Origin of the sequence: Microbacterium ginsengisoli, from assembly GCF_000956535.1 — a bacterium.
In the GTDB taxonomy this organism is placed as follows: Bacteria; Actinomycetota; Actinomycetes; order Actinomycetales; family Microbacteriaceae; genus Microbacterium; species Microbacterium ginsengisoli.
The window spans coordinates 220,839-246,881 of sequence record NZ_JYIY01000080.1; the positions used below are offsets into that span (position 1 = coordinate 220,839).

Below are 26,043 nucleotides of genomic sequence, written 5' to 3' on the forward strand. Positions count from 1 at the left end.
GTTAGTCACGGTGAACGGAACTCCTTGGCGAATTGATGCTCGGCGTGCGGGAGTCACGCGCCGATCGGATGCGTCGGACAGCAGCGGTGACGCCGAGCGCCACCAGTATAGTCGCGACGGTCATCCCTAACAGCGGCAGCGACCCGTACAGCAGCGTGTCCCGCGAGGGCAGCAGCAGGGACCCGCGCGGGGTGGCGGCGTCGGCCGGCGGGAGCGCCGGCAGCGCGACCGGTGTGGCGGAGTCCTCCGGCGCCGGCGACGCGTTCGCGCGACGGTGCAGCGTGATCCAGTCGGAGAGCGATCCCATCGGGTTCGCGGTCACCGTGGGCACGTCGGCGGACACGGCCGCGGCGGCGTTGACGAGCCCGTACCCGTAGAGCGCGTTGGGCACCGTGCCGAGCGAGACGCCGGGCGGAGCGGTCGCCGTGGAGATGATGCGGTTGATGACGTTCGCCGCGTCGAGGTCGGGGTGAGCGGCGCGCACGAGCGCGACGATGCCCGCGACGATCGGGGCGGCGCCGCTCGTGCCGTTCCACCGCACCAGCGACCCGCCGGGCGAGACCCCGAGAAGCTGTTCACTGGGCGCGGCGACGCCGATGGTGATCCCCTGGGTGGAGGCCTCCTGGCTCGCCTGGCCCGACGGAGTGACCCCGGCGACCGTCAAGACACCGGGTATCGTCGCCGGCGCGCCGACGCGGGTCGTCCCGCTTCCCCGGTTGCCGGCGGCGACCACGACGACGACGTCGTGCGAGAACGCGTACTGGAAGGCCGTGTCCCACGACGGATCCCAGTCGAGCGTGTTGGTCGTGAACGACAGGTTGATCACCTTCGCGCCGTTGTCGACGGCCCACTTCATGGCCGAGGCCACCTGGGTCACGAACGGCACCTTCACCTCGCTGCCGAACGAGATGGATGCCGACAGCAGCTGTGCCTGCGGAGCGACGCCGATCATGCCGGTGCCGTCCGACAGCGGGCGGGCCGCTGCGAGGGAGGCCACCCAGCTGCCGTGACCGGTGTCGCTCGAGCCGACCGGCGTGCGGCCGCTCGCCGAGCCCTCGCCCGAGAAATCGGCGCCGCCGACGACCGCGGCGTTGAGCTGCGGCGCGGCACCGATACCGGTGTCGATGATCGCGATCTTCACGCCCGCGCCCTGTGTCGTCTGCCAGGCCTGCTCGATTCCGTAGTCGGTGAGCCAGTACTCCGCCGCCCGGGCCGCGTCCTCGGTCGCTGCGTTCGCCATGCCGGTCGACGCCGGCTGCGCGCCCGAGGCCGCGACGGCGGGGATGCCGGCAGCCGACGGGGCGACGACGAACCCACCGGCGAGGAGCACGGCGGCCACGACGACCCGGCGAGCACGCATCAGGCCGCCTCGCCCCGGGCGGCCCCGGGATCGGCGCAGACGCAGCGCGAAGGCGACCAGGTCGACCGGGCCAGCGCCGCGTCGCCGATCGGATTGACGCCGGGCCCTGCCGCGAGAGCGTGGCCGGCCAGGGCATGCAGACACTTGACGCGGGTCGGCATGCCGCCGGCGGAGATGCCGGCGATCTCGTCCACCTCGCCGTACGCGGCGCGATCGGCGAGGTAGCTGGTGTGCGCGGCGCGGTAGGCGTCCGCGACATCCGCGTCGTCGAGCAGCCCCGCAAGCTCGGGCATGACGTGCTCGGCCTCGAGGGTCGACATGGCCGCCGTCGCGGCCGGATGGGTCAGGTAGTAGAACGTCGGGAAGGGCGACCCGTCGTCGAGCCGGGGCGCCGTGGCGACGACCGTGGGGTTGCCGCAGACGCAGCGCGCTGCGATGCCGAGCACCCCTCGCGCGGGGCGTCCGAGCTGGGCGCGCAGCACGGCCAGCTCGGCGTCGGTCACGGCAGGGTAGGGCGGCGTCGTCACCCCGAAAGGCTACCGGGGCGCGGCTCGGTAGACGCCGGGCGTCACGGACTCGGTGTGGCGTCCGAGGTGGGGCTCGGCGTGGATCCGTCGGTCGGCGCCGTGGCCGTCACGGCGGCCCCCGCGGCGGCCAGCGATCGCACGAATCCCGACATCCAGTCGTTGCGGGTCTGCGTGAGCTGCGCGCTCACGGGAGCCGCGTCACGAGGCTGCTGGTCGGCGGGAAGATCGTTGTCGACCAGATAGAGCACCTGACCCGGTGTCACGTAGTAGAGCCGTTCACGCGCCTGCGTGGCGATGTACGCCGGGTCGCCGAGGCGGTCGCTCTCGGCCTGGAGCGCATCGATCTGCTGCTGGGTGAGCTGCACCGCGGCACGGGCGGCGGAGAGCTTCTGCTGCTGGGCGAGGTAGGTGCCGACCGTGGGCACGAGAACTCCGACGGCCAGCACCACCAGGCCCAGCATGATCACCATGAAGCCCGACAGGCGGATGCCGCCGAGCCAATCGCGTGCGGCAAGTCGCCGAGCCCGCGGGATCTCCTCCGGAGATGCGGAAGGGGGAGTCGGTCTCTTGGCCACGACTCCCCCTTCCGGTAGATCAGCTGCGCTCAGCCCTTGAAGCGGGGGAAGGCACCGCGACCGGCGAAGACCGCCGCGTCGCCGAGCTCTTCCTCGATGCGCAGAAGCTGATTGTATTTCGCGACGCGCTCGCTGCGGGCGGGCGCGCCGGTCTTGATCTGACCCGCGTTGACGGCGACAGCGAGGTCGGCGATCGTGGTGTCCTCGGTCTCACCCGAACGGTGCGACAGCATCGAGCGGTAGCCGTTCTGCGTGGCGAGCGAGATCGCGTCGAGCGTCTCGGACAGGGTGCCGATCTGGTTCACCTTCACGAGCAGCGCGTTGGCGACGCCCAGGTCGATGCCCTTCTGCAGGCGGATCGGGTTGGTGACGAACAGGTCGTCGCCGACGAGCTGCACCTTCGAGCCCAGCGCCTCGGTGAGGTCCTTCCAGGCGTCCCAGTCGTCCTCGGCGAGGGCATCCTCGATCGTGACGATCGGGTAGTTCGCGACGAGGTCGGCGAAGTAGTCGGTCAGCTGCGCGGCCGTCCACGGCTTGCCCTCGACCGTGTAGACGCCGTCGGCGAAGAACTCGGTCGCCGCGACATCCAGGCCCACGGCGATGTCGGCGCCCGGGGTGAAGCCGGCCTTCTCGATCGCCTTCAGCAGGAAGTCCAGGCCCTCACGGTTGCTGGGGAGATCAGGGGCGAAGCCGCCCTCGTCGCCGAGACCGGTCGCGAACCCCGCGGCCTTCAGCTCGCCCTTGAGGACGTGGTAGACCTCGGTGCCCCAGCGCAGCGACTCGCCGTAGGTCTCCGCGCCGATCGGGGCGAGGAAGTACTCCTGGAAGTCGATGCCGTTGTCGGCGTGCGAGCCGCCGTTGATGACGTTGAACAGCGGCACGGGAAGCACGTGGGCGTTCGGGCCGCCGAGGTAACGGAACAGCGGGAGGTCGGCCGAGTCGGCCGCCGCCTTCGCGACCGCGAGGCTGATGCCCAGGATCGCGTTCGCGCCGGTGCGCGACTTGTTCTCGGTGCCGTCGGTCTCGATGAGGATCTCGTCGATGAGGCGCTGCTCGCTCGCCTCGACACCCTCGATCGCGGGGCCGAGCTCATCGATGACGGCGTCGACGGCCTTGAGCACGCCCTTGCCGCCGTATCGGCTCTTGTCTCCGTCGCGCAGCTCGTACGCCTCGAACGCGCCGGTCGACGCACCGGAGGGGACGGCCGCCCGCTGGACGATGCCGTCGTCGAGGAGCACCTCCACTTCGACGGTCGGGTTTCCGCGCGAGTCAAGAATCTCGCGCGCGCCTACAGCCTCGATCAGTGCCACTGAGGACTCCCTGGTTCAATCAAGAGTTCCCATTCCGGGAACAGGTGCATGCGGAGCGTCATCGGTCCTCCACCACTCTAGTGACGACGGATGCCGCCGCCACCGGCGCGTCACGAACCCGAGCGGGATGCGGCATCCGTCACGATCGCCACGGCGATGCCGTCCCATCCCTTCGCGTCGAGGGTCTGGAGCGCTGTCGCCTCGAATCGTGGGTCGGCGGCGAGGAGCGCGAGCCCCCGGCGAACCCCCTCGGCCTGCTCGTCGGATTCGTCGGTGGTGACGAGACGACCGGAACGCACGACGTTGTCGACGATCACGAGGGCGCCCGGGCGGGAGAGCCGCGCAGCATGGTCGAGATAGAGCGCGTTGGACTGCTTGTCGGCGTCGATGAAGACGAGGTCGAACCCGGGCTCGAGACCGGGGAGCACGTCGGCCCCGCGGCCGATCTCGATGCGCACCCGCTCCCCCACGCCGGCACGGTCGAGGTTGCCGCGGGCGACGGCCGCGTGCGCGGGCTCCGCTTCGATCGTCACCACCTCGCCGCCGTCGCCGACCGCGCGTGCCAGCCAGATCGTGGAGTAGCCGCCGAGCGTGCCGATCTCCAGCACCCGCCGAGCGCCGATCGCTCGCGCGAGCAGGTGCAGCAGCTTGCCGTTCAGCGGCGCGACCTCGATCGCGGGGAGACCGGCGGCATCCTGCTCGTGCACCGCCGCCTCGAGGGCGGCGTCGTGACCCACAAGGGTCTCCGCGAGGTAGGTGTCGACCCGGCGCCACACCGCGGGGGTCGGGAGGGCGTCGTCGGTCATGGCGACAGCCTCCCGGGCGGCGCGGCGAGCGTCAAGGGCGGCGGGCGGGTCGCCCGCATCGCGGCGACGTCGGGAGGCGGGGTCAGGACGCCGCGCGGCGCTCCGCGACGAGCGAGGTGAGCACGGCTGCACCGGTAGAAGCGTCGGGCGCGGTGACGGTCAGGCGGCGGCCGTCGAGGCGCGTGACCTCGATGCCGTCGCCTCGTCGCGGCACGACGCCCAGGCGTCCCGGGAGTCCGCGCAGCCCCCAGCCGCCGAAGTCCCGCAGCGGCTCGACCTGCACCGTGCGCACACGGGCGATGTCGTCGAGCGGGATGCGGAAGCGCGGCAGGCCGAGGGCCGAGACCACGATGAATCCGCCGGCGTCGACCCGCACGTGGTAGGCCGCGAGCGTCGCCGAGGCGACCAGCAGGAGCACGAACGCGATCGTCGTGATCCACGCGACGGCGCCACCGCCGCCGGTGAACCACGCGTCGACGGTGATGAGTCCGACCAGCAGCAGCGCCGCGACGATCGGCACGACCGCTCCGCGAGGAAGCGCGGTCGTGGCCGTCCACGCCCTCGGGAGCGCACCGGAGGCGGTCTCACCCACGGGCGCGGCGGGCGACGTCGGCGCGATCGGTGCGGAGAACGGGAGCCCGCCCTGCGACGGCTGCGCGAACCAACCGATCAGACCGAGCGCGAGACCGGCGAGCAGCACCCACCACGACCCGCCCGCGTGCGCGCTGCCCCCATCGGCCGCACGGAGGTTCGCGAGTGTCGAGCTGATACCCGCGGCGGTCAGGAAGCCGGCGACCCCGAGGCCGATCGCCCCCAACAGGCGGAAAACGAGTCCCCGGTGGCCGCGGAGGAGCCCGGGCAGCGACACGGCGAACAGGGTTCCGGGAACGACGAGTCCGATGAGGCCGGTCACGAGAGCCAGCACCCACGGCGGTCCGTACGCGTTCGGCGCGCCCGAGGCATCCCAATGGGTCGCGACCGTCGCGGGCAGGTGCGGCAGCGCGACCAGCTGCAGCACGACATTCGCGAGCCACAGCACACCCGGCAGCACGGCGCCCACCAGGACGTACGACCTGACCACCCGTCGCTGCGATGCCTCGGCCATGTGACCCGCCCCCCCTTCGGCCGCCGATCGCGGCTCCCTCGATTCTGGCGTTCGGCGGCGCCCGCGACCCGCTCGTTGTCGATCATCGATAACGGATTGTCAGGAACGAGTGGCGATGGTCACACTCGATCCGTGGCCTACTCCCCCCGGCAGCTCGCGATCGGCATGAGCCTGTGGATCCCGAATCTCTGCAACGGCATCCGCGTGCGCGAGATCGCCCCCGACTTCACGCACTGCGTCGTGCAATTGCGGGTGACGCTGCTCACCCGCAACATCGTCGGCGTCGCGTTCGGCGGTGCCATGTCGGCCATGACCGATCCGTACTACTTCATGCTCGTCATGCATCAGCTCGGCCGCGACTACGTCGTGTGGGACACGCGCGGCGAGATCGAGTTCGTCAAGCCCGGCCGCGGCGTGCTCACGGCCCGGTTCGAGGTGCCGCGGGAGAGGGCCGAAGAGCTGCGCGAGCGCGCCCGCGGCGGCACGAAAGTGCTCGAGTGGTTCGAGACGGAGATCACGGATGCCACGGGCGACGTCGTCGCGAGGGTGCGTCGCGAGGTCTATGTGCGCGAGAAGCGCCGCGACCGGGTCGCGGCGGGCTGACCGCCGGGCGAGCCGATGCCGCCAGGGGCGACGACCGGTCGCGCGGCGTCCGCGCGTCGGGGCACCGGAGCGTTCACGCCCGCCGACTACGATTCGCGCGTGACCTCGCCCTCCCTCGCCCGCCGGCTCGGCCTCGGCGATGCCGTCGCGATCGGCCTCGGGTCGATGATCGGAGCCGGCGTGTTCTCGGTCTGGGCGCCGGCCGCGGCTGCCGCCGGCCCGTGGCTGCTCGCCGGCCTCGCGCTCGCGGCCGTCGTGGCGTACGGCAACGCCACCTCGTCCGCCCAGCTCGCGGCGACGTATCCGACCTCGGGCGGCACCTACGCCTACGGGCGCGCCGAGCTCGGTGAGTGGTGGGGATTCGCCGCCGGGTGGTGCTTCGTCATCGGCAAGCTCGCGAGCGCGGCCACGATGGCCCTCACGTTCGCCGCGTATGCAGCGCCTGCGGGATGGGAGCGCCCGGTCGCGGTCGTGGCTGTCGCCGTGCTCGTCGGCGTCAACCTGCTCGGCGTGACCCGCACCGCCGCGCTCACCAAGGCGATCGTCGTCGTCTCGCTCCTCGGACTCGCCGTCGTCACGGCCGCCGGCGCGAGCTCATCGTCGACCTGGGCGGGCCTCGGCAGCGCGGCCCCGGTCGACGCCTACGGGGTGCTGCAGTCGGCCGGCCTGCTGTTCTTCGCCTTCGCAGGGTACGCGCGCATCGCCACGATGGGCGAGGAGGTGCGGGATCCCACCCGCACGATCCCGCGGGCGATCACGATCGCCTTCGCGGCGGCCCTCATCGTCTACACGATCGTCGGCACGCTCACTGTCGTGGTGCTGGGAGCGTCCGCGACGGCGGCGTCGAGTGCGCCGCTCGCCGACGTCGTGCACGCCGCCGGATGGACGTGGGCGAACCCGGTGGTGCGAGTCTCGGCGGCGGCGGCGTCCCTCGGTGCGCTGCTCGCACTGGTCGCGGGCATCGGCCGCACGACGCTCGCCATGGCCCGCGAGCGGGACCTCCCCGCCGCACTCGCCGCGATCGGCGCGCGCCACCGTGTGCCCTACCGGGCCGAGCTCGCCGTCGGTGTGGTCGTGATCGGCGCGGTCGCCCTGGTGGACCTTCGCGGCGCGATCGGATTCTCCTCGTTCGGCGTGCTGCTGTACTACCTCGTCGCCAACCTCGCGGCGTTCCGTCAGCACGGCGACGCCCGCCGGTACCCCCGTGCACTCCAGATCATCGGGGCGATCGGATGCCTCGTGCTCGCCGTCTCCCTCCCGTGGGCCTCCGTCGTCGCCGGCGCCGTCGTGCTCGCGATCGGACTGGCGGCACGCGGCATCCGCCTGCGCATCGACCGGGCACGCCGCGCGGGATAGCCCGCTGCGTGCGTGCGGGTCGCCGCGGCCCCTCAGAGGGCGAGAGCGGATGCCGCAGGCACCGCGTGCCCGTCGGGCACGGGCCCGTCGCCTCCCAGGGCGAGCAGCACCGACGGCAGCAGCGCGTCGGCGGTGCGCCGGTAGCCGAGCGCGCTCGGGTGGAACCGGTCGAGGCTGAACATCTCGTCGGGCTGCGAGATGAAGAACGGCCCGACGACACGTCGGAGCGACACGACGTGCGCGCCGGCGGCGAGCGCCGCCTCGGCCTGCGCGTCGGCCAGCTGGCGCGACTGCCGTGAGCCGAGTGAGCGCAGCGGCTGCGGCACCGGACGCAGCGCGCCGAGGTCGGGGCACGTCCCGACGACGACGGCGACACCCCGCTCGCGCAGACGGTCGACGGCGGCGCGCAGATGGCCGGCGGCGACGGTCACGGGGACACGATGAGTGACGTCGTTGCCGCCGACGATGATGATCGCGACATCCGGAGCGTAGCGTGCGGGGAGGGCGTTGAGCTGCGCCGCAAGCGCCGACGACTCCGACCCGACCTTCGCCGCGGTCACCAGGCGCACGGGGCGCCCGAGCGTCTCGGCGATGCCCTTGGAGATTCGCGCGCCGGGGGTGTCCTTGCGCCTGGTGACTCCCAACCCTGCCGCGATCGAGTCGCCGAGCACGAGCAGCTCGACGGGGTCGCCGTCGAGCTTCGCCCGCCAGACACGGTCGGCGTCGAGGGCGTCCTCCCCCAACGGCTTGCCGATGCGTCGCCGGGCGATGGCGGCCTGACGCCGCAGCAGCTCCCGCATCGAGAACACCGCCGCGGCGGCTCCGACGAGCGTCGAGGCGCCGATGACGGCGGCGGTGCGCAGACCCCTCATGCCGCGATTGCACCTCGCCGAGGTGAACCCGGGATGAACGCGGCTCGGGCCGGCGGCTCAGGCCAGCGGCTTGAACTCCAGCGCGGCCGTGTCGGCCCCCGCGGACACCGTCGCGAACTCGCCGTACCCGTCGGCCGCCGAGCGGGCGAGCAGGGCGGTGAGGTTCTTCGTGCGACGCTCGAGGCGCACCCGGGCGCCGGTCGCGATGAGCGCGGCCTTGTGGGCGACGAGCTCGCCGACCGGCACGTCGGCGTCGTGCACCAGCACGAGGGTGCGGGATGCGGCATCCACCCCGTCGGCGACGAGGTCGACGATGCGCTCGAAGCCGATCGAGAAGCCGACTGCCGGCACGCTCTGGCCGAGGAACCTGCCGATCATGCCGTCGTAACGGCCGCCGCCGCCGAGCGAGTAGCCGACGCTCGGGTGGGCGAGCTCGAAGATCGTGCCGGTGTAGTAGCCCATGCCTCGCACCAGGAACGGGTCGAACGCGAGCGGCACCTCGCCGCCCCGGGCGGCCGCGACCGCATCGCCGAGCGCCACGAGTCCGGCGACCACCGCGTCATCGATCCCCTCGGGCAGGGCCGCGCGAATCTGCGCCTCACCGAACGGCAGGTCGGCTTCGGGCGTCGGCCGACGACCGAACGCCTCGAAGGCGTCGGCGGCCGCGGGCGTCGCTCCACGCTCGCGCAACTCAGCGGCGACGCCGTCGATGCCGATCTTGTCGAGCTTGTCGATCGTGATCAGGACGCCGGGTCGCTCCTCCGCGGCGAAGCCGAACACGTCGAGCATGCCGTCGAGGGCCCGCCGGTCGTTCACGCGGATGACGCCACCCTCGAGTCCGAGCGCGTCGAGCGCATCGAGGCTCGCGACCATCAGCTCGGCCTCGGCGCGCGCCGAGCCGTCGCCGATGATGTCGATGTCGCACTGCACGAACTGTCGGTAGCGTCCCTTCTGCGGGCGCTCGGCGCGCCACACCGGCGCGATCTGCAGCGACCGGAACACGGTCGGGAGCTCCGCGCGGTGCGTCGCGTAGAACCGGGCGAGCGGCACCGTCAGGTCATAGCGCAGCCCGAGGTCGCTGAGGGCCGCGGGGTCGTCGGCGGCGGCGATGATCGCCTCGGCGTCGAGGCCGCGCTTGAGCACGTTGAATGCGAGCTTCTCGTTGTCGCCGCCGATGCCGGCGTGCAGCCGGTCGTAGTCCTCGACCACCGGCGTCTCGATCTCGTCGAACCCGTGCGCGCGGTAGCGCTCGCGGATGACGGCGAGCACGCGCTCGCGCCGAGCCTTGTCCTGAGGGAGGAAATCGCGCATGCCGCGCGGCGGGTTGACCTGTGCCACGGGGGTCTATTGTTCCAGGTCGCCGCCGCGCGCCGCGGCCTCCGCCGCGCGCACCGCCGACTCCACGCCCCGCACCCGCTCCCGGAGCGCCCGCTCCGCATCGATGCCCGCCGCGCGGGCGGCGACGACGAGGGCGAGCAGCGCGTCGCCGAGCTGCGCCTCGTCGGTCGGGGCCGCGGCATCCGTCATCGCGGGCACCAGCCCCACCTGAGCGGCCTTGCCGAGCACCTTCTGGGCGCGGGCGAGCGCCGGCAGGCCCGCCGGGATGCCGTCGAGCACGCTGGTACGCTCGCGCTTCTCGGCCGCCTTCGCGGCGGTCCACAGCACGAGCACCTCCTCGGGGGTGCGCGCGCTCTCGCCTCCGAAGACGTGCGGGTGCCGGCGGATCATCTTGTCGGCGAGATCGGATGCCACATCCTGCACGTCGAACGGATCGTCGGGGTCCCGCGAGGCGATCTCGGCATGGAACAACACCTGCCAGAGCACGTCGCCGAGTTCCTCTCGCAGGTCGGCGCGGGTACCGGACTCCACGGCGTCGACGAGCTCGCTCGACTCCTCGACGAGATAGGGCACCAGGTCCCGGTGGTCTATCTGCTGCGTCCAGACGCACTCGTCCCGCACCGCGCGCATCGCCTCGATCGCCCGCGTCATCCCGTCGTCCGTCATGCCGCCGCCTCCCGCACCCGACGGTAGCGCCGGGCGCGCAGCGACACGAGCACCACCGCCGCGAGCAACGAGATCGCCGATCCGCCCAGCACGCCGAGGATCGCCTGGTCGCGCAGATCCGCCGCGCCCACGAACGCCAGCTCCGACATCAGCAGGGACACGGTGAACCCGATGCCACTGAGCGCCCCCGCCGCGGCGAGGTCGCCGAACGCGAGCGGACGGGAGCCTCGTGAGAACAGTGCCATCGCCAGCGACCCGAAGGCGATCACCCCGACAAACTTGCCCACCGGGAGCGCCAGCACGGTGCCCCAGAACGCCGGCGCGAACGCGGCCGGCGACACCTGCGGAATCGGCATCAGAGCGGAGGCGAACGCGAACAGCGGCAGCACGATCACGTTGACCCACGGCTCGAGCGCGTGCCGCGCACGCGCCCCGGCACCCGGCGCGATCGCGAGCCCCAGCAGCACGCCCGCGATCGTCGCGTGCACGCCCGACTCGTGGACGAGCACCCATACCGCGATGGCCACCCACACCATCAGCACGGCGACCGGTACGCGGGCGCGACCACGCAGCAGCAGCGAGAGCGCCCCGAAGGCGACCGTCAGCGCCAGTGCAGCCGCCAGCGCCACGAAGTCGATGTCCGCGGTGAACACGACCGCGATCAGCACGATGCCGACGATGTCGTCGAGGATCGCCAGTGCCAGCAGGAACACCCGCACCCCGGACGGCAGCCCACGGCCGACGACGGCGAGCACGCCGAGCGCGAACGCGATGTCGGTGGCCGTCGGGATCGGCCAGCCCGACGCCGACGGGGTGCCGTTCGCGATCACGAGGTAGAGCGCGATCGGCACGACCACGCCGCCGAGCGCGGCGATCGCCGGCACGAGCACGGCGCGGGGGCTGCGCAGCGATCCGACGGTCAGCTCGTGCCGCAGCTCCACCGCGACGACGAAGAAGAACAGTGCCAGCAGACCGTCGGTGATCCAATGCCCCACCGACAGATCGATGCCGGCGAGGACGAGATGCGCGTCGCGCGCGGCGATCACGCCGGGGCCTGCTGGCGTCGCCGCGACGACGAGGCCGGCGATCGCAGCGAGCAGCAACAACAGGGCGGGAAGACGGGCGGAACGCAGCACGTGCACGGGACACTCCAGGGTCAGGGGCGGCATCCGTCGATCTCGTGCATGCCGGCGGCGACATACTCGACGGGCCGACCAGACTTCCCGGCACTCCTCCGACCATTCTAGCCGCGACGCCGCGGCCGCCCCGCCGTGACAATCCAGTAACACGAGCGGGACTACCGTGGAGGCGTGCAGGATCCCACCCCCACCGAAGCCATCGATCTCGTCGGCCGCTACGAGGCCAGTCATGGGATGCCCGAGCAGATGCGCGGCGACGTGCGACTGCTCGGCGGAATCCTCGGGCGCGTGCTGCGCGAGAGCGGTTCCCCGGGCCTGTTCGACGACGTCGAACGGCTGCGCGTCGCGACCATCCAGGCCTACACCGACGAGACGGATGCCGCATTCGAGCGGGCCGCGCAGATCGCCGACGGGTTCACGGTCGCCCGCGCCGACGAGGTCGCCCGCGCGTTCACCTGCTACTTCCATCTCGTGAACCTCGCCGAGGAGCACCAGCGCGTGCGCGTGCTGCGTCAGCGCGCCGCCCGCGACGAGGAGTCGGCCGACTCGGTGACCGTCGCGCTCGAACGCCTCGCCGGCGAGGTCGGCGACGACACCGCGCTGCAGCGTCTGCACCAGATGCGCTTCCACCCGGTGTTCACCGCCCACCCCACCGAGGCGCGGCGCCGGGCGATCTCGACCAGCATCCGCCGCCTGTCGGGTCTGCTCGACGACTACGACGCCGCCGAGGACGGCGGCCCCGCACAGCGCCGCGCCGAGCGTCGCATGCTCGAAGAGGTCGACACGCTGTGGCGCACGGCGCCGCTGCGCCAGGAGAAGCCGTCGCCGGTCGATGAGGTGCGCTCGGTGATGGCCGTCTTCGACGAGACGCTGTTCACCGCTGTGCCGCACGTCTACCGCCGCATAGACGACGCCCTGCAGGGCGAGGCGGCCGGTGCCCGCGAGCCCGTCGTGCGCCCGTTCGTGCGCATCGGCACCTGGGTCGGCGGCGACCGCGACGGCAACCCGTTCGTGACCGCGAGGGTCACCAAGCGCGCCGCAGGCATCGCCAGCGAGCACGTGCTGCGCGGACTCGAGCGGGCCTCCGCCCGCATCGGCCGCGGACTGACTCTGGATGCCGCCACGACCCCGCCGACCCCGGCCCTCACCGCTCTCACCGAGCGGCTGCTCAGCGCCGACGACGAGGGGGCCGCCGACGTCGTGAAGCGCTCGCCCGGCGAGCCGCACCGTCAGGCCGTCCTGCTGATCGCCCGCAAGATCACGGCGACGCGCGAGCGCGACGCCGACCTCGCCTACGCCGACCCCGAGCACCTGCTCGCGGACCTCCTCACCGTGCAGTCCTCGCTCGTCGCGGCCGGCGCCCCGCGCCAGGCCTACGGTCACCTGCAGCAGCTCGTCTGGCAGGTGCAGACCTTCGGGTTCCACCTCGCCGAGCTCGAGGTGCGCCAGCACTCGGCCGTGCACGCGAAGGTGCTCGCCGAGCTCGACGCGGGCGGTGAGCGCAGCGAGCTGACCGAGGAGGTGCTCGAGGTCTACCGCACGATCTCCTACGTGCAGAAGCGCTTCGGTCCGCGCGCCGCGGGCCGCTACATCGTCTCGTTCACCCGATCGGCCGACGACCTCGCCGCCGTGCACCGGCTCGCGCGTTACGCTGTCGGCCCCGACGGCACCCCGCCCGTTCTCGATGTGATCCCTCTCTTCGAGACGTTCGCCGACCTGCAGGCCGCCCCCGCGATCCTCGCGGAGATCGTCGAGCACCCCGCCTTCGCGGCCCGCCTGGCCGACACCGGACGCCGCCTCGAGGTCATGCTCGGCTACTCCGACTCGTCGAAGGACGTCGGCCCCGTCGCCGCGAACCTCGCGCTCTACGAGGCGCAGGCGCAGATCGCCGACTGGGCGCAGCGCAGCGAGATCGAGCTGACCCTCTTCCACGGCCGCGGCGGTGCGCTCGGCCGCGGCGGCGGACCGGCGAACTCGGCGATCCTCGCCCAGCCCCCGCACTCGGTCGACGGCCGCTTCAAGCTCACCGAGCAGGGCGAGGTGATCTTCGCGCGCTACGGCGACCCGGCGATCGCGATGCGTCACATCGACCAGGTGGCCGCCGCCATCCTCACCGCCTCCGCCCCCTCGAACGAGCAGCGCAACCGTGCTGCCGCCGAGCGCTTCGCCGACGTGGCACAGCGCATGGAGGACGCCTCGCGGGCGCGGTTCTTCGAGCTCGTCAAGGCGCCCGGCTTCGCACCGTGGTTCGCGACCGTCACCCCGATGGAGGAGGTGGGGCTGCTCGCTCTCGGGTCGCGCCCCGCGCGCCGCGGGCTGTCGGTCGAGTCGCTCGAAGACCTGCGCGCCATCCCGTGGGTGTTCGCGTGGACGCAGGCCCGCATCAACCTGGCCGGCTGGTTCGGGCTCGGCACCGCCCTCGAGACGGTCGGCGACCTCGCGCTGCTGCAGGAGGCGTACCGCGAGTGGCCGCTGCTGCGCGCGATGATCGACAACGTCGCGATGAGTCTCGCGAAGGCCGACGACCGCATCGCGCGCCGCTACCTGGAGCTCGGCGACCGCGACGATCTCGCGCAGCTGGTGATCGACGAGATGGCCCTCACCCGCTCGTGGGTGGTGCGCATCGCCGGCGGCGACGGACTGCTCTCGAACAAGCCGGTGCTGCAGCGGGCGGTGAAGCTGCGGAGCCCGTACGTCGACGCGCTGTCACTGCTGCAGCTGCGCGCCCTGCGGGCCCTGCGCGACGCGCCCGAAGAGGTGCCGGCCGACCCCGAGCTCCAGCGCCTGCTGTTGCTGTCGGTCTCGGGCGTCGCGGCGGGCCTCCAGAACACCGGCTGAGTCCCGGCTCGCGAGAACAGGAGCGCCCGCGAGAACAGGTCGATGCGCGCCGTGGCGTCCTGCGCACACGCGATGACCTGCCCCGGTGCGCGCTGCTCCGGCATGCCCGGCCTGGCATGCCCGGCTGCGGCGCGCCCGGCCCGAGCGCATCGGCGCCGGGGTGCGGCATCCGCTCAATCGACCGGGGTGTCGTCCGCGTGCCGCGCCAGCGAGCGCCCGTAGCGCTCGGTGAGCTGCACCATGAGGTCGGGGGTGTCGCGGTCCAGACCGAACACGTAGCCGGGGAAGTCGAGCTCCTGCTGGCGCGCCCAGATCTCGTCGTGCTTGTCGGGTGAGACGACGATCGCCGGGTCACCCACCGCGACCCACGAGATCGGCACGACGCTGCGCTCGGGGAGCACCGTGCGCAGGTGCACGACCGCGTTGATGCGCACCTCGCTCCGGTCGCCGATGCGCGCACCGTTGAACACCCGCACGCCCGTCGCGAGGAACACCTCGTCGCCCACCGTCGCACCCGAGATGCTCGCCATCGGTCCGACGAGCGTGTGGTCTCCGATGTGCACGGGATGAGTGGCGCTCGCGCGCACGAGGGCGTTCTCCATCACGATGACACTGCGGCCGAGGGTGATCGGACCGCCCTCGGCGGTGATGACCGCGCCGTGCAGGATCTGACAGTCGGGCCCGATCGTCACGTCGCCGCTGATCACCGCGGTCGGCGCGACGACGGCGGTCGGATCGATACGGGGCTCGCGGCCGAGATGTGCGTAGCGCATGGTGTGCTCCTCGATCGTCAGCGTACTCAGCGAGACGGATGCCGCCACCCCGCCGCCGCTCCCGGCACGGGTGTGCGACACTGCCGCCATGCTCACCCTCGGATCCGTCGTCATCCGCGTCACCGACCTCGAGGCGCAGGTCGCGTTCTGGTCTGCGGCGCTCGACTACACCGTGTGAGAAGCGGTCGATACGGACTTCGTGCTGCTGCGCTCGGCCGACGGCCGGGGCCCGAACGTCGGGCTCGACCAACTGCCGAGCGAGCGCGCACTGCCGCCGCGCATCCATCTCGACCTCTACGCCGACGACCAGGCCGCCGAGGTCGCGCGGCTCGAGGAGCTGGGCACCCGTGTCGTGCCGTGGGCGGGGCGGCCCGACGACGCCGACTACATCGTGATGGAGGATCCGGAGGGCACCCGGTTCTGCGTGATCGACGCGGCGCCGCGCGGCTGACCGCGTCGGGCAGCAGGGCTGCCGACGCCGCTGGGCCGCGCCGGTCTCAGGCGGAGGCGTCGGCCGCCGCGGGCGCCGGCTCGGAGACCGGGAAGAGCGCGTCGAGCAGCTGGCCGACCCACGCGATCAGGTCGGTGTCCGACACCGGGTCTCCGTCGCCCGGCAACGGCACGACGAGGGCCTCCCCGGAGGCGACGAGCTTCGCCTTCGGGTAGAGCCGCTGCATCCGAACGCGCAGCGAATCGGGGAGGTGCGCCGGCGCGACGCGCAGGTTCGGACCCATCGCGACGACGTCGGCGAGGCCGGCCTGCGCCGCGCGGCGGCGCAGCCGCGCGACCCGCAGCAGCCCCTCGACGTCGGCGGGCGGCTCGCCGTAGCGGTCGCGCAGCTCGTCGATGACGAGGTCGATGGCATCGGGCTTCGCGGATGCCGCGGCCGCCGCCGACAGCTTCTGATAGGCCTCGAGACGCAGCCGCTCGCTGTCGATGTAGCTCTCGAGGATGCGCGCCTGCACGGGCAACTCGAGACGCAGCTCGGTCGGGCCTTCGGTCTCCTCACCGCGGAACGCCGAGACGGCCTCGCCGATCATGCGCAGATACAGGTCGAAGCCGACGCCGGCGATGTGGCCGGCCTGCTCGGCGCCGAGGAGGTTGCCGGCGCCGCGGATCTCGAGGTCCTTCAACGCGACCTGCATGCCCGAGCCCAGGTCGTTGTTCACCGAGATCGTCTCGAGCCGGTCGGCTGCCGTCTCGCTGAGCGGCTTGAGCTCGTCGTACAGGAAGTAGGCGTACGCGCGCTCACGACCACGGCCGACGCGGCCGCGCAGCTGGTGCAGCTGCGAGAGGCCGTACTTGTCGGCGCGGTCGATGATGATCGTGTTGGCGTTGGAGATGTCGAGGCCGGTCTCGATGATGGTCGTCGAGACGAGCACGTCGGCGCGGCGCTCCCAGAAGTCGTCGACGACCTGCTCGAGCTGGTGCTCGCCCATCTGGCCGTGCGCGACGACGATGCGCGCCTCGGGGACGAGCTCGCCGAGCTGCGCGGCGACCCGCTGGATCGACTGCACCCGGTTGTGCACGTAGAACACCTGGCCCTCGCGCAGCAGCTCGCGGCGGATCGCTGCGGCGATCTGCTTGTCGTTGCGGGGGCCGACGAACGAGAGGATCGGGTGGCGGTCCTCGGGCGGGGTCGCGAGGGTCGACATCTCGCGGATGCCGGTCACCGCCATCTCGAGCGTGCGCGGGATGGGGGTGGCGCTCATCGCGAGGATGTCGACGTTGGTCTTGAGCTTCTTGAGCGCGTCCTTGTGCTCGACGCCGAACCGCTGCTCCTCGTCGATGATCATGAGCCCGAGGTCTTTGAAGACGACCTTCTCGGTGAGGATGCGGTGCGTGCCGATCACCATGTCGACGGTGCCGTCGGTGAGGCCGTTGAGGGTGTCGCGGGCCTCCTTGTCGCTCTGGAAGCGCGACAGGGGCCGCACCTTCACGGGGAAGCCCGCGAACCGCTCGGTGAAGGTCTCGAGGTGCTGCTTCACGAGCAGGGTGGTCGGCACGAGCATCGCGACCTGCTTGCCGTCCTGAATCGCCTTGAACGCCGCCCTCACGGCCACCTCGGTCTTCCCGAAGCCGACGTCGCCCGAGAGCAGCCGGTCCATCGGGATCGGCTTCTCCATGTCGGCCTTGATCTCGTCGATCGTCTGCAGCTGGTCGGGGGTCTCGGCGAACGGGAACGCCTCTTCGAGCTCACGCTGCCACGGGGTGTCGGGGCCGAACGCGTGCCCCTTGGCGGCCATCCGGGCGGAGTACAGCTTCACGAGCTCGACCGCGATGTCGCGCACCGCCTTGCGAGCCTTGCCCTTGGCCGCGGCCCAGTCGCTGCCGCCCATCTTGGAGAGCACCGGCGCCTCACCCCCGACGTAGCGGGAGAGCTGGTCGAGCTGGTCGGTGGGAACGAAGAGCTTGTCACCCGGGTAGCCGCGCTTGGTGGGCGCATATTCGAGCACGAGGTATTCGCGCATGCTCTTGACCGGGTTGCGCCCGCCGCTGGAGACCTCGCGCTGGGTCAGCTCGACGAACTTGCCGATGCCGTGCGTGGAGTGCACGACGACGTCGCCGGGCTTGAGCTGCAGCGGGTCGACGACGTTGCGCCGGCGCGAGGCGAGCTTCTTGACGACCCGGCCGTCGCCGCCGATCGTGCGCCCGTAGAACTCGGTCTCGGTGAGCACGGCGAGACGGGCACCGGATGCCTCGAACCCCCGCTCGAGCACGGCGGCGACGACGAGCGCGACCCCTGCTTCGGGTGCCTCGTGCACCGCGTCGACGCGGCGCGCCGCGACACCGCGGTCGGCGAGCACGTCGCGTGCGCGGTCGGCGAGCCCCGGACCGGACGCCGTGACGACGACCTTCCACCCGTCCTGCACGAGGGCCGCGACGTGCGCGATCGCGCCGTCGACGTTACCCGCGAACGACGGCACGGCGGATGCCGCCACCCGCACCACGTGCGACCCGGATGCCTCGACGAGGCCTTCGGCCGCGGCATCCGCCTCGCCGGAGTCGAACGCCGACAGGGTGTACCAGACGCCCCCGCGCTCACGGGCACGCTCGTGCAGGTGCGGGAGCGACACGAAGTCGCCCGCGCCGAGGTCGACAGGGGTCGACGCGCCGGCGACCGCGGCGTTCCACGCGGCGTCGAGGAACTCGCGGTTCGTCTCCGCGAGCGTGATCGCACGGGTGACGGCCCGCTCGGGGTCGACGAGCGCGACGGCGGTGCGCTCGGGCAGGTAATCGACGAGGGTGACGAGGTCGTCGACGAGCGCGGGAGTCAGCGACTCCATGCCCTCGGTCGGCACTCCCTCGGCCATGCGGGCGAGCATCGTCTGCAGGCCCGGCAGCTGCTCGGCGAGCAGCGCGGCGCGCGCCCGCACGTCGGCGGTGAGAAGCAGCTCCCGGCTCGCGACCAGTTCGACCGCGGTGATCTCGCCCGGCAGCGACCGCTGGTCGGCGACCGAGAACGCACGGATCTGATCGACCTCGTCGCCGAAGAACTCCACGCGCGACGGGTGGTCGGCGACCGGCGGGAAGACGTCGAGGATGCCGCCCCGCACCGCGAACTCGCCGCGTCGGGACACCATGTCGACCCGGTGGTAGGCGCGCTCGACGAGACCGAGGCTGACCGCGGCGAGGTCGTAGCCGCGCCCACCGGTGACGAGCCGGATCGGTTCGAGATCGGTGAGGCCGGCAGCGAGCGGCTGCACCGCGCCGCGCACCGATGCCGTGACGACGAGCGGATGGGTGCCGTCCCACGCGGCCACCCGGCGGAGCACGTCGAGGCGACGCCCCACGGTCTCCGCGCTGGGGCTCAGCCGCTCGTGGGGCAGCGTCTCCCATGCCGGGAAGTGATGCACCTCGGCGCCCGGCACGAGCGCATCGAGGGCCGTGCCGAGCGCCTCGGCGCGGCGACCGGTCGGCGCGACGACGAGCACCACCGCGGGCGCCCCCTGCTCGCGGCGCTTCTCGAGGAGGCCGGCGATGAGGGGAGCGTCGAGTCCGTCGACGACGGAGAAGTCGGTGTCTGTCGTCGCCGATCGGAGGGCGCCGGCGAACGTCTCGGACGGTACGAGGGCGCGAACGATCCCGGGAACTGTCACCCGAAGATCCTACGGCGAGCCCGGGACATCCGGTCGCGGTCTCAGTCGCGCGGGGCGTGCCAGCGCTGCTGGGCGGCGAGCAGACCCTCGTCGACGAGCTGCTCGACGGCGTCGGCCGCATCGCCGACGAGGATCGGCAGCGTCGTGCGCTCGGCCGACGAGAACGGGTCGAGCACCCAGTCGGCCGGATCCTGGCGGCCGACGGGCCGCCCGATGCCGACGCGCACCCGGGGGAACTCGGGCGTGCCGAGCGCTTTGGCGATGTCGCGCACGCCGTTGTGACCGCCGTGGCCGCCGCCGACCTTGAGCTTGAGGGTGTCGAAGGGGATGTCGAGCTCGTCGTGCACGACGACGACTCGCTCCGCCGGCACGCCGTAGAACTTCGCCAGGGCGGCGACGGGTCCGCCCGACGTGTTCATGTACGAGTTGGACTTCGCGAGCACGAGCTTCGCTGCCCCGGGACGCAGCCACGTCTCGACGACGCGCGCGTTCGCCTTGTGCGCCGTGAAGGTCTCGCCGCGGCGGCGGGCGAGGTCGTCGACGACCATCTGCCCGACGTTGTGGCGGGTCGCCTCGTACCGCGGCCCGGGGTTGCCGAGTCCGATCACGAGCCAGGTGTCGACCATGCGCTCATCCTCTCGCAGCGGGGACGCACCCCCGCAGACGACGCGAGGGGATGCGGCGAACCGCATCCCCTCGCGTGTGACGGTGTCCGATTACTCGGCGGCCTCCTCGGCCTGCTCGGCAGCGGCCTCGGCGTCGGCCTCGGCGATCTCCTCCTCGGCGGCGAGGGTGTCGACCGGGATCGAGATCGCGACGATGAGGGTCTCGCCGTCGGCGACGAGCGACGCGCCGCGCGGGAGCGTCAGGTCGGCCGCGGTGATGTGCGTGCCGTCCTCGAGGCCCTCGATGTCGACCTCGACGTTCTCGGGGATGTGGGTGGCCTCGACCTCGAGCGAGATCGTGGTGGCGTCGAGGTTGGCCAGGGTGCCGGCGGCGGACTCGCCCACGAGCACCACGGGGACCTCGACCTGGACCTTCTCGCCCTTCTTCACGACGAGGAGGTCGATGTGCTCGATGATCTGCAGCACCGGGTCCTTCTGCACGTCCTTGACGAGCGCGAGCTGCTCGGTGCCGGCGATGTCGAGCTCGAGCACCGCGTTGGCGCGGCGGATGAGCAGACCCACCTGGTGACCCGGGAGGGCGATGTGCACCGGAGCGGTGCCGTGGCCGTAGAGCACGGCGGGGATCTTGCCTGCGGCGCGCAGACGGCGGGCGAAGCCCTTGCCGAACTGCTCGCGCAGCTCGGCGGCGACCTTGAAGTCGTCGGACATGATGTTCTCCTTTATGGGGGCACACGGGCCCGATGAGCGGGTGAGCGTTTTCGACTCGAACGCGAGCGCGTGAGGAAAGCCGTGAGCCTTGATCACTGCGTCGATCACGGATGCCTCGCCGCCGAAGCGGCACGGCGGCATCCCTCGCCGAAGTTCAGTCCACAAGCCTACCAGCGACGCCGGTAGCATGGGAATCGCCCGTCATCTCCGAAAGGACCGCCATGCAGCCGACCCTCGCCTCGGACATCCTTCTCTGGGTCATCGGCCTCATCGGCCTGGGCGGACTCATCACCGTGGTCGGCGCGTTCTGGGCCGTCGGCCGCTCGTCCTACCGCAAGTAGTCGCGCCGCCCGTCGACGCTGCTCGGGGCTTCGTCGCCACGGCGGTCACACCGCCATCACCGCGAGCATCACGGCCATCCCACCCGCCATCAGCGCATGGCACACGTGCCGCGCCCGATGGTGGGACGAGCGCACGAGACCCACGATCCACCACACCGCGAACGCGGCGACGACCGCGATGACGACGCCGTTGAGCACGACGATCCACTCCGGGGTCGCGGCCGGGGCCGCGGCATCCGCCGCCCCTCCGCTGTGATGATGACCGGATGCCCCGTCCCCACCGGAGCCCATGAGCGCCGGCATGGCGACCAGCATCCAGACCATCGCGCCGGTCACGACGGCGTGTCCGGCGAGGTCGACCCGCCCCGCGCGTGAGGTGGCCTGCGGAAGCGACACCAGCAGCGCGATCGCGACGACCGCGAACACGGCGATCTGCGCCCACGTGAGTTCGGCACCCGCAGCCCACCACACCATCGCGACCATGGCGATGCTCATCAGCAGGTGTGCGATCTCGACGACTTCGGTGGTGCCGAAAGGCGTGCCTGCCGGCGCCGCACGACGGGTGCGCACGAGGGAGACGAGCGAAACGACACCGGTCACCGAGAACAGGATCGTGAAGACCGCGCTCCACAGCGGCGAGAACATGGCACTCCAGCGGTCAGGGGGTGGGTGGGACGATCCCTGAGATTACTCTACGATGTGTAGAAATATCTGCTGACAACCCCGGGAGCACCGCCATGACCACCGCCGACGCGCCTCCGCTCGAGGCCGCCACCCCCGCACCGGCCCCGCGCCGCCGGCGCATCAACTGGTTCGCGGCGTTCTGGCGGTGGCACTTCTACGGCTCGGCGATCGTCATCCCCGTGCTGCTCGTCCTCGCGATCACCGGGCTCACCTATCTCTACCGCGCCCAGGTCGACGCCCTCACCCACCCGGGCGTGCTCACCGTGAGCGCACCCGCGGGCGCGGAGCGCGCCCCGCTGTCGGCGCAGGAGGCCGCCGTGCGCGCCGCCTACCCCGACCGGGACATCCTCTCGGTCACCGACAACTCGGGCGACAGGTCGACGATGTTCGTCACCGCCGTCGGCGACACCACCCGCAACGTCTACGTCGACCCGTTCCGTGCGAGCGTCACCGGCGACCTGTCGACCGACGACCTCGTCTCTGACTGGGCTCTGCGCATCCACGGCACGCTGCTCGCGGGCGACCTCGGCGACCGCGTCATCGAGCTCGGCGCCTGCTGGGCGATCGTGCTGTCGATCACCGGAGGCATCATCTTCTTCCTCGGACGCAAGCCGCGCGTCGGCGCCCGGCGCAAGCGCCTGTCGATGTCGGGTGTGCGCTCCACGCACGCCTGGGTCGGTCTCGGGGTCGGCGTCGGCATCCTGTTCCTCGTCGTCTCCGGCCTGCCGTGGACCGGGTTCTGGGGCGCACAGGCACAGCAGGTCGCCGCGCAGAACGGCACCGGGCTCTGGGGCGAGGACCCCGGGGCATCCTCGACCGTCGGAGACCTCATCGAGCGCACCGACGGATCGTCGGGACCGGCCGGGTGGGCGATCGCCGAGGGGCGCACGGGCACCTCGACGGGGGCGGGCTCGGTGATCTCGATCGACACCGCCGTGGCCGCCGCCCGCGCGCAGGGCGCGCCCGAGCCGTACTTCGTCGCCTACCCCGAAGGTGAGACGGGCGTCTACAGCGTCTTCGGCGATCAGTGGCACAACAACGGGAACCCGGCCGAATCGGATGTCTCGCTCGAGACGACCGTGCACGTCGACCAGTACTCCGGCGCGGTCGTCGGACAGTACGGCTACGCCGACTACAGCACGCTCGCGAAGATCGTGTCGCAAGGCATCGCCGGGCACGAGGGGCGCCGCTTCGGCCCGCTCAACACCGTCATCACGACCGCGTTCTGCCTGGGCGTGATCTTCCTGTGCGTGACAGGCCCCGTCCTGTGGTGGAAGCGTCGCGCCGGCGCGACGGGCATGGCGGCCCCGCGCGGGCGACTCCCCCTGTTCACGAACATCGTGCTGCTCGCCGCCGTCGTGGCACTCGGGCTCGTCCTGCCGCTGTTCGGGCTGTCGCTTCTCGTGATCCTCGCGCTCGACCTGCTCGTGATCCGGCGTGCGCCGGCGCTGCGTCAGTTCTTCGGCTCGGTCTGAGCGGTGCCGCCGAGCGCGTCGAGCGCGCGCTCGGCGGTCGCCTGCGGCGACAGGTCGGAGACGAGTGCGACCCCGGGTTCGTCGGCATCGAGCGGCTCGACGAGCGCGAGCTGGGAGGCCAGCAGCGACGGCGGCATGAAGTGGGTGCGCGCCCGCATCCGCTCCTCCAACACCGCCGCATCGGCGCTCAGCACGATGAATCGCACCGCCGGGTCGCCCGCCCGCAGCCGGTCGCGGTAGCGGCGCGCGAGGGCGGAGCAGGCGACCACCGCGCCCTCCCGAGCGGCCGCAGCGACGCGGTCGAGCCACGGCCAGCGGTCGGCATCGGTCAGCGGCACCCCGGCCGACATCTTCGCGATGTTCTCGGGCGGATGCAGCGCATCGCCGTCGACGAACGGCGCGCCCAGGCGAGCGGCGAGCGCCTCGCCGACGACGGTCTTGCCGACACCGCTCGGCCCGGCCACGACGATCCCCATCGCCCCAGTCTGGCGCCCCGCCGGGCGGCCCCGCGCCCTCTAGGCTGGAACCGCACGTTTCTGCGGCGTTCGCCGCGCATCCAAGGAGCATCAGTGACCGAGGCAGCAGCCAACATCGGAGTCGTCGGACTCGCCGTCATGGGGTCGAACCTCGCCCGCAACCTCGCCAGCCGCGAGGGCAACACCGTGGCGATCTTCAACCGCACCTACGCCAAGACCGAGGAGCTGCTCACCGAGCACCCCGAGGCCGGATTCGTGCCCGCGCGCGACTACGCCGAGTTCGCCGCGTCGCTGCAGAAGCCGCGCACCGCGATCATCATGGTCAAGGCCGGCGGCCCGACCGACGCGGTCATCGAGGACCTCATCTCGGTGTTCGAGCCGGGCGACATCATCGTCGACGGCGGCAACGCCCTCTTCACCGACACGATCCGCCGCGAGAAGCGCGTGCGCGAGACGGGCATCAACTTCGTCGGCATGGGCGTCTCCGGCGGCGAGGAGGGCGCGCTCAACGGCCCCTCGCTCATGCCCGGCGGCTCCGACGAGTCCTGGACCACGCTCGGGCCGATCCTGCGCTCGATCGCTGCGATCGCCGAGGGCGAGCCGTGCGTGACGCACGTCGGACACGACGGTGCCGGCCACTTCGTGAAGATGGTGCACAACGGCATCGAGTACGCCGACATGCAGCTGATCGCCGAGGCCTACGACCTCATCCGTCGCGGCACCGGCAAGTCGCCGGCCGAGATCGCCGACATCTTCGCGGCGTGGAACGAGGGCGAGCTGCAGTCCTACCTGATCGAGATCACGGCGGAGGTGCTGCGACAGACGGATGCCCCCACCGGCCGCCCGCTCGTCGACGTCATCCTCGACCAGGCCGGGGCGAAGGGCACCGGCGGCTGGACAGTGCAGACGGCGATCGACCTCGGGGTGCCCGTGTCGGGTATCGCGGAGGCCGTGTTCGCCCGCTCGCTGTCGAGCCACCCCGAGCAGCGCGCCGTGTCGCAGAACCTGCCGGGTCCGCGCGGCGAGATCGCGGTCGACGACGCCGACGCGTTCGTCGAGCAGGTGCGCCTCGCGCTCTACGCGTCGAAGATCGTGGCGTACTCGCAGGGGTTCGACGAGATCCGCGCCGGCGCCGCGCAGTACGACTGGTCGATCGACCTCGGCAAGGTCGCCTCGATCTGGCGCGGCGGGTGCATCATCCGCGCCCAGTTCCTCAACCGCATCACCGAGGCCTACGACGAGCAGGCGACGCTCCCCGTCCTGCTCACGGCCCCGTACTTCGTCGACGCCCTCGAGCGCGCGCAGAGCGCGTGGCGTGAGATCGTGCGCGTGGCCGCGACATCCGGGATCCCCAGCCCGGCGTTCTCGTCGTCACTGTCGTACTACGACGGCCTGCGCGCCGACCGGCTGCCGGCGGCCCTCATCCAGGGACAGCGCGACTTCTTCGGCGCCCACACCTACAAGCGCGTCGACCGCGACGGCACCTTCCACACGCAGTGGTCGGGCGACCGCACCGAGATCGAGGCCGTCGACACGCACTGACCCCGCACGACGAACGGCGCGCGGCCCCGGGGCATCCGGGACCGCGCGCCGTTCGCGTGTACGGGGTCAGCGCGTGATGTCGCGCACCTCGCCCTTCTCGAGGCGGAGACGCCGATGCGCGCGCTTCGCGACGGCCGAGTCGTGGGTCACCACGAGGAGGGTGAGCCCCTCCGCGTTCAGCGACTCCAGCAGCACGAGGATCTCGTCGCGCATGCTCTCGTCGAGGTTGCCGGTGGGTTCGTCCGCCAGCAGCACAGCGGGGCGCTTCGCCGTGGCGCGGGCGATGGCGACACGCTGCTGCTGACCTCCCGACAGCTCGCCCGGCTTGTGGTCGAGCCGGTCGGCGAGGCCCACGTGCGTGAGCGCCTCGACCGCCCGCGCGTGCCGTTCGGCCGCGGGAAGGCCCAGCGGGGCGAGTCCCATCTCGACGTTCTCCTGGGCGGTGAGCGTCGGGATGAGGTTGAAGCCCTGGAAGACGAACCCGATCTGCGTGGCGCGAAGGCGTCCCAGTTGTGCGTTCGACGCCGTCGCGATGTCGATGTCGCCGAGTTTCACGCTGCCGCTCGTGGGGCGGTCGAGCGCCCCGAGCAGCTGCAGCAGGGTCGACTTGCCGCCGCCCGTCGGGCCCTGGATGGTCGCGAACTCGCCCGCGCCGATCTCCAGATCCACCCCCTTGAGAGGGGTGACGGTGCGCTTCTTCTGCGCGTACGTCTTCACGACGGCGCTGAGTCGGTAGCCGGCCGCGGCGACGGGCGCCTCGACCGATTCCGGTGTGGTGTCGATGGTGGTGTCCATGTGTCCTGTCCTGACCTGTGTCGAAGGG

23 protein-coding genes are annotated in these 26,043 nt (G+C 72.0%); 6 read left to right on the forward strand and 17 right to left on the reverse strand.

Going from position 1 to position 26,043, the window contains the following annotated elements:
• Position 1 precedes the first annotated feature (1 nt).
• From RR49_RS14385 to RR49_RS14410, 6 genes are all read right to left on the reverse strand, one after another.
• Positions 2–1,360, reverse strand: coding sequence for a S8 family serine peptidase (locus RR49_RS14385; protein ID WP_045248671.1), 1,359 nt, complete (start codon positions 1,358–1,360; stop codon positions 2–4).
• Entirely contained in the window at positions 1,360–1,887 is a 528-nt protein-coding gene (locus tag RR49_RS14390) for a DUF501 domain-containing protein (protein ID WP_045248670.1), read from the reverse strand. The genes RR49_RS14385 and RR49_RS14390 overlap by 1 nt, the downstream gene beginning before the upstream one ends.
• 41 nt (positions 1,888–1,928) lie before the next feature.
• Positions 1,929–2,462: an FtsB family cell division protein gene (locus RR49_RS14395; RefSeq protein ID WP_048808829.1), complete on the reverse strand. Its 534-nt coding sequence runs from the start codon at positions 2,460–2,462 to the stop codon at positions 1,929–1,931.
• A 29-nt stretch (positions 2,463–2,491) separates the two neighbouring features.
• Positions 2,492–3,772 (reverse strand): phosphopyruvate hydratase, encoded by a 1,281-nt coding sequence (gene eno, locus RR49_RS14400; RefSeq protein WP_045248669.1) that lies wholly within the window; start codon positions 3,770–3,772, stop codon positions 2,492–2,494.
• A gap of 110 nt (positions 3,773–3,882) precedes the next feature.
• Positions 3,883–4,578, reverse strand: coding sequence for an O-methyltransferase (locus RR49_RS14405; protein ID WP_045248668.1), 696 nt, complete (start codon positions 4,576–4,578; stop codon positions 3,883–3,885).
• 82 nt (positions 4,579–4,660) lie between these two features.
• Positions 4,661–5,683 carry a DUF1648 domain-containing protein gene (locus RR49_RS14410; RefSeq protein WP_048808828.1) on the reverse strand — a complete coding sequence of 341 codons (1,023 nt, stop codon included), beginning with the start codon at positions 5,681–5,683 and terminating at the stop codon, positions 4,661–4,663.
• Positions 5,684–5,815: 132 nt separating this feature from the next.
• Between RR49_RS14410 and RR49_RS14415 the strand changes: the two genes are divergently transcribed.
• Positions 5,816–6,286, forward strand: a complete 471-nt coding sequence (locus RR49_RS14415) for a DUF4442 domain-containing protein (protein WP_048808827.1) — start codon at positions 5,816–5,818, stop codon at positions 6,284–6,286.
• Positions 6,287–6,385: 99 nt separating this feature from the next.
• Positions 6,386–7,642 carry an APC family permease gene (locus RR49_RS14420; RefSeq protein ID WP_045248667.1) on the forward strand — a complete coding sequence of 419 codons (1,257 nt, stop codon included), beginning with the start codon at positions 6,386–6,388 and terminating at the stop codon, positions 7,640–7,642.
• Positions 7,643–7,674: 32 nt separating this feature from the next.
• Here RR49_RS14420 and RR49_RS14425 read toward each other — a convergent pair whose 3' ends face one another.
• From RR49_RS14425 to RR49_RS14440, 4 genes are read right to left on the reverse strand one after another with little or no spacing between them, the layout of a single operon-like run.
• Complete coding sequence (locus RR49_RS14425; protein WP_048808825.1) at positions 7,675–8,514, reverse strand: SGNH/GDSL hydrolase family protein; 840 nt, start codon at positions 8,512–8,514, stop codon at positions 7,675–7,677.
• A gap of 57 nt (positions 8,515–8,571) precedes the next feature.
• Positions 8,572–9,825: a histidine--tRNA ligase gene (locus RR49_RS14430; RefSeq protein ID WP_045248735.1), complete on the reverse strand. Its 1,254-nt coding sequence runs from the start codon at positions 9,823–9,825 to the stop codon at positions 8,572–8,574.
• Positions 9,826–9,858: 33 nt separating this feature from the next.
• Positions 9,859–10,518 (reverse strand): nucleoside triphosphate pyrophosphohydrolase, encoded by a 660-nt coding sequence (locus RR49_RS14435; protein ID WP_045248666.1) that lies wholly within the window; start codon positions 10,516–10,518, stop codon positions 9,859–9,861.
• Positions 10,515–11,687: a Na+/H+ antiporter NhaA gene (locus RR49_RS14440; RefSeq protein WP_048808824.1), complete on the reverse strand. Its 1,173-nt coding sequence runs from the start codon at positions 11,685–11,687 to the stop codon at positions 10,515–10,517. The genes RR49_RS14435 and RR49_RS14440 overlap by 4 nt, the downstream gene beginning before the upstream one ends.
• A 204-nt stretch (positions 11,688–11,891) precedes the next feature.
• Between RR49_RS14440 and RR49_RS14445 the strand changes: the two genes are divergently transcribed.
• On the forward strand, positions 11,892–14,495 hold the full coding sequence (locus tag RR49_RS14445; RefSeq protein ID WP_425411868.1) for a phosphoenolpyruvate carboxylase: 2,604 nt from the start codon (positions 11,892–11,894) through the stop codon (positions 14,493–14,495).
• 173 nt (positions 14,496–14,668) lie between these two features.
• Here RR49_RS14445 and RR49_RS14450 read toward each other — a convergent pair whose 3' ends face one another.
• Entirely contained in the window at positions 14,669–15,268 is a 600-nt protein-coding gene (locus RR49_RS14450; protein ID WP_045248734.1) for a gamma carbonic anhydrase family protein, read from the reverse strand.
• 199 nt (positions 15,269–15,467) lie between these two features.
• On the opposite strand from RR49_RS14450, the gene RR49_RS14455 reads away from it, so the two are divergent.
• On the forward strand, positions 15,468–15,719 hold the full coding sequence (locus RR49_RS14455) for a VOC family protein (protein WP_048808822.1): 252 nt from the start codon (positions 15,468–15,470) through the stop codon (positions 15,717–15,719).
• A gap of 46 nt (positions 15,720–15,765) precedes the next feature.
• Here the strand turns inward: RR49_RS14455 and mfd are convergent, their stop codons facing one another.
• The 4 genes from mfd to RR49_RS14475 all read right to left on the reverse strand — a co-directional run bounded on the left by mfd (position 15,766) and on the right by RR49_RS14475 (position 21,688).
• The gene (gene mfd / locus RR49_RS14460) at positions 15,766–19,368 is read right to left on the reverse strand and encodes a transcription-repair coupling factor (protein ID WP_045248663.1); all 3,603 of its coding nucleotides are present in this window, start codon (positions 19,366–19,368) and stop codon (positions 15,766–15,768) included.
• Between the two features lie 41 nt (positions 19,369–19,409).
• Complete coding sequence (gene pth / locus RR49_RS14465; protein WP_045248662.1) at positions 19,410–19,994, reverse strand: aminoacyl-tRNA hydrolase; 585 nt, start codon at positions 19,992–19,994, stop codon at positions 19,410–19,412.
• 90 nt (positions 19,995–20,084) lie between these two features.
• Positions 20,085–20,702 carry a 50S ribosomal protein L25/general stress protein Ctc gene (locus tag RR49_RS14470; RefSeq protein WP_045248733.1) on the reverse strand — a complete coding sequence of 206 codons (618 nt, stop codon included), beginning with the start codon at positions 20,700–20,702 and terminating at the stop codon, positions 20,085–20,087.
• A 386-nt stretch (positions 20,703–21,088) separates the two neighbouring features.
• On the reverse strand, positions 21,089–21,688 hold the full coding sequence (locus RR49_RS14475; RefSeq protein ID WP_048808819.1) for a DUF5134 domain-containing protein: 600 nt from the start codon (positions 21,686–21,688) through the stop codon (positions 21,089–21,091).
• 92 nt (positions 21,689–21,780) lie between these two features.
• Between RR49_RS14475 and RR49_RS14480 the strand changes: the two genes are divergently transcribed.
• Positions 21,781–23,202 (forward strand): PepSY-associated TM helix domain-containing protein, encoded by a 1,422-nt coding sequence (locus RR49_RS14480; RefSeq protein WP_048808818.1) that lies wholly within the window; start codon positions 21,781–21,783, stop codon positions 23,200–23,202.
• Here RR49_RS14480 and RR49_RS14485 read toward each other — a convergent pair.
• A complete protein-coding gene (locus tag RR49_RS14485) occupies positions 23,181–23,678 on the reverse strand; it encodes a gluconokinase (protein ID WP_045248661.1) in 498 nt (165 codons plus the stop codon). The genes RR49_RS14480 and RR49_RS14485 overlap by 22 nt on opposite strands.
• A 93-nt stretch (positions 23,679–23,771) precedes the next feature.
• Here RR49_RS14485 and gndA point away from each other — a divergent pair, with 93 nt between their 5' ends.
• Positions 23,772–25,220, forward strand: a complete 1,449-nt coding sequence (gene gndA / locus RR49_RS14490) for an NADP-dependent phosphogluconate dehydrogenase (protein ID WP_048808817.1) — start codon at positions 23,772–23,774, stop codon at positions 25,218–25,220.
• Positions 25,221–25,286: 66 nt separating this feature from the next.
• Here the strand turns inward: gndA and RR49_RS14495 are convergent, their stop codons facing one another.
• Positions 25,287–26,015 (reverse strand): ABC transporter ATP-binding protein, encoded by a 729-nt coding sequence (locus RR49_RS14495; protein ID WP_045248660.1) that lies wholly within the window; start codon positions 26,013–26,015, stop codon positions 25,287–25,289.
• Between the last annotated feature and the right edge of the window lie 28 nt (positions 26,016–26,043).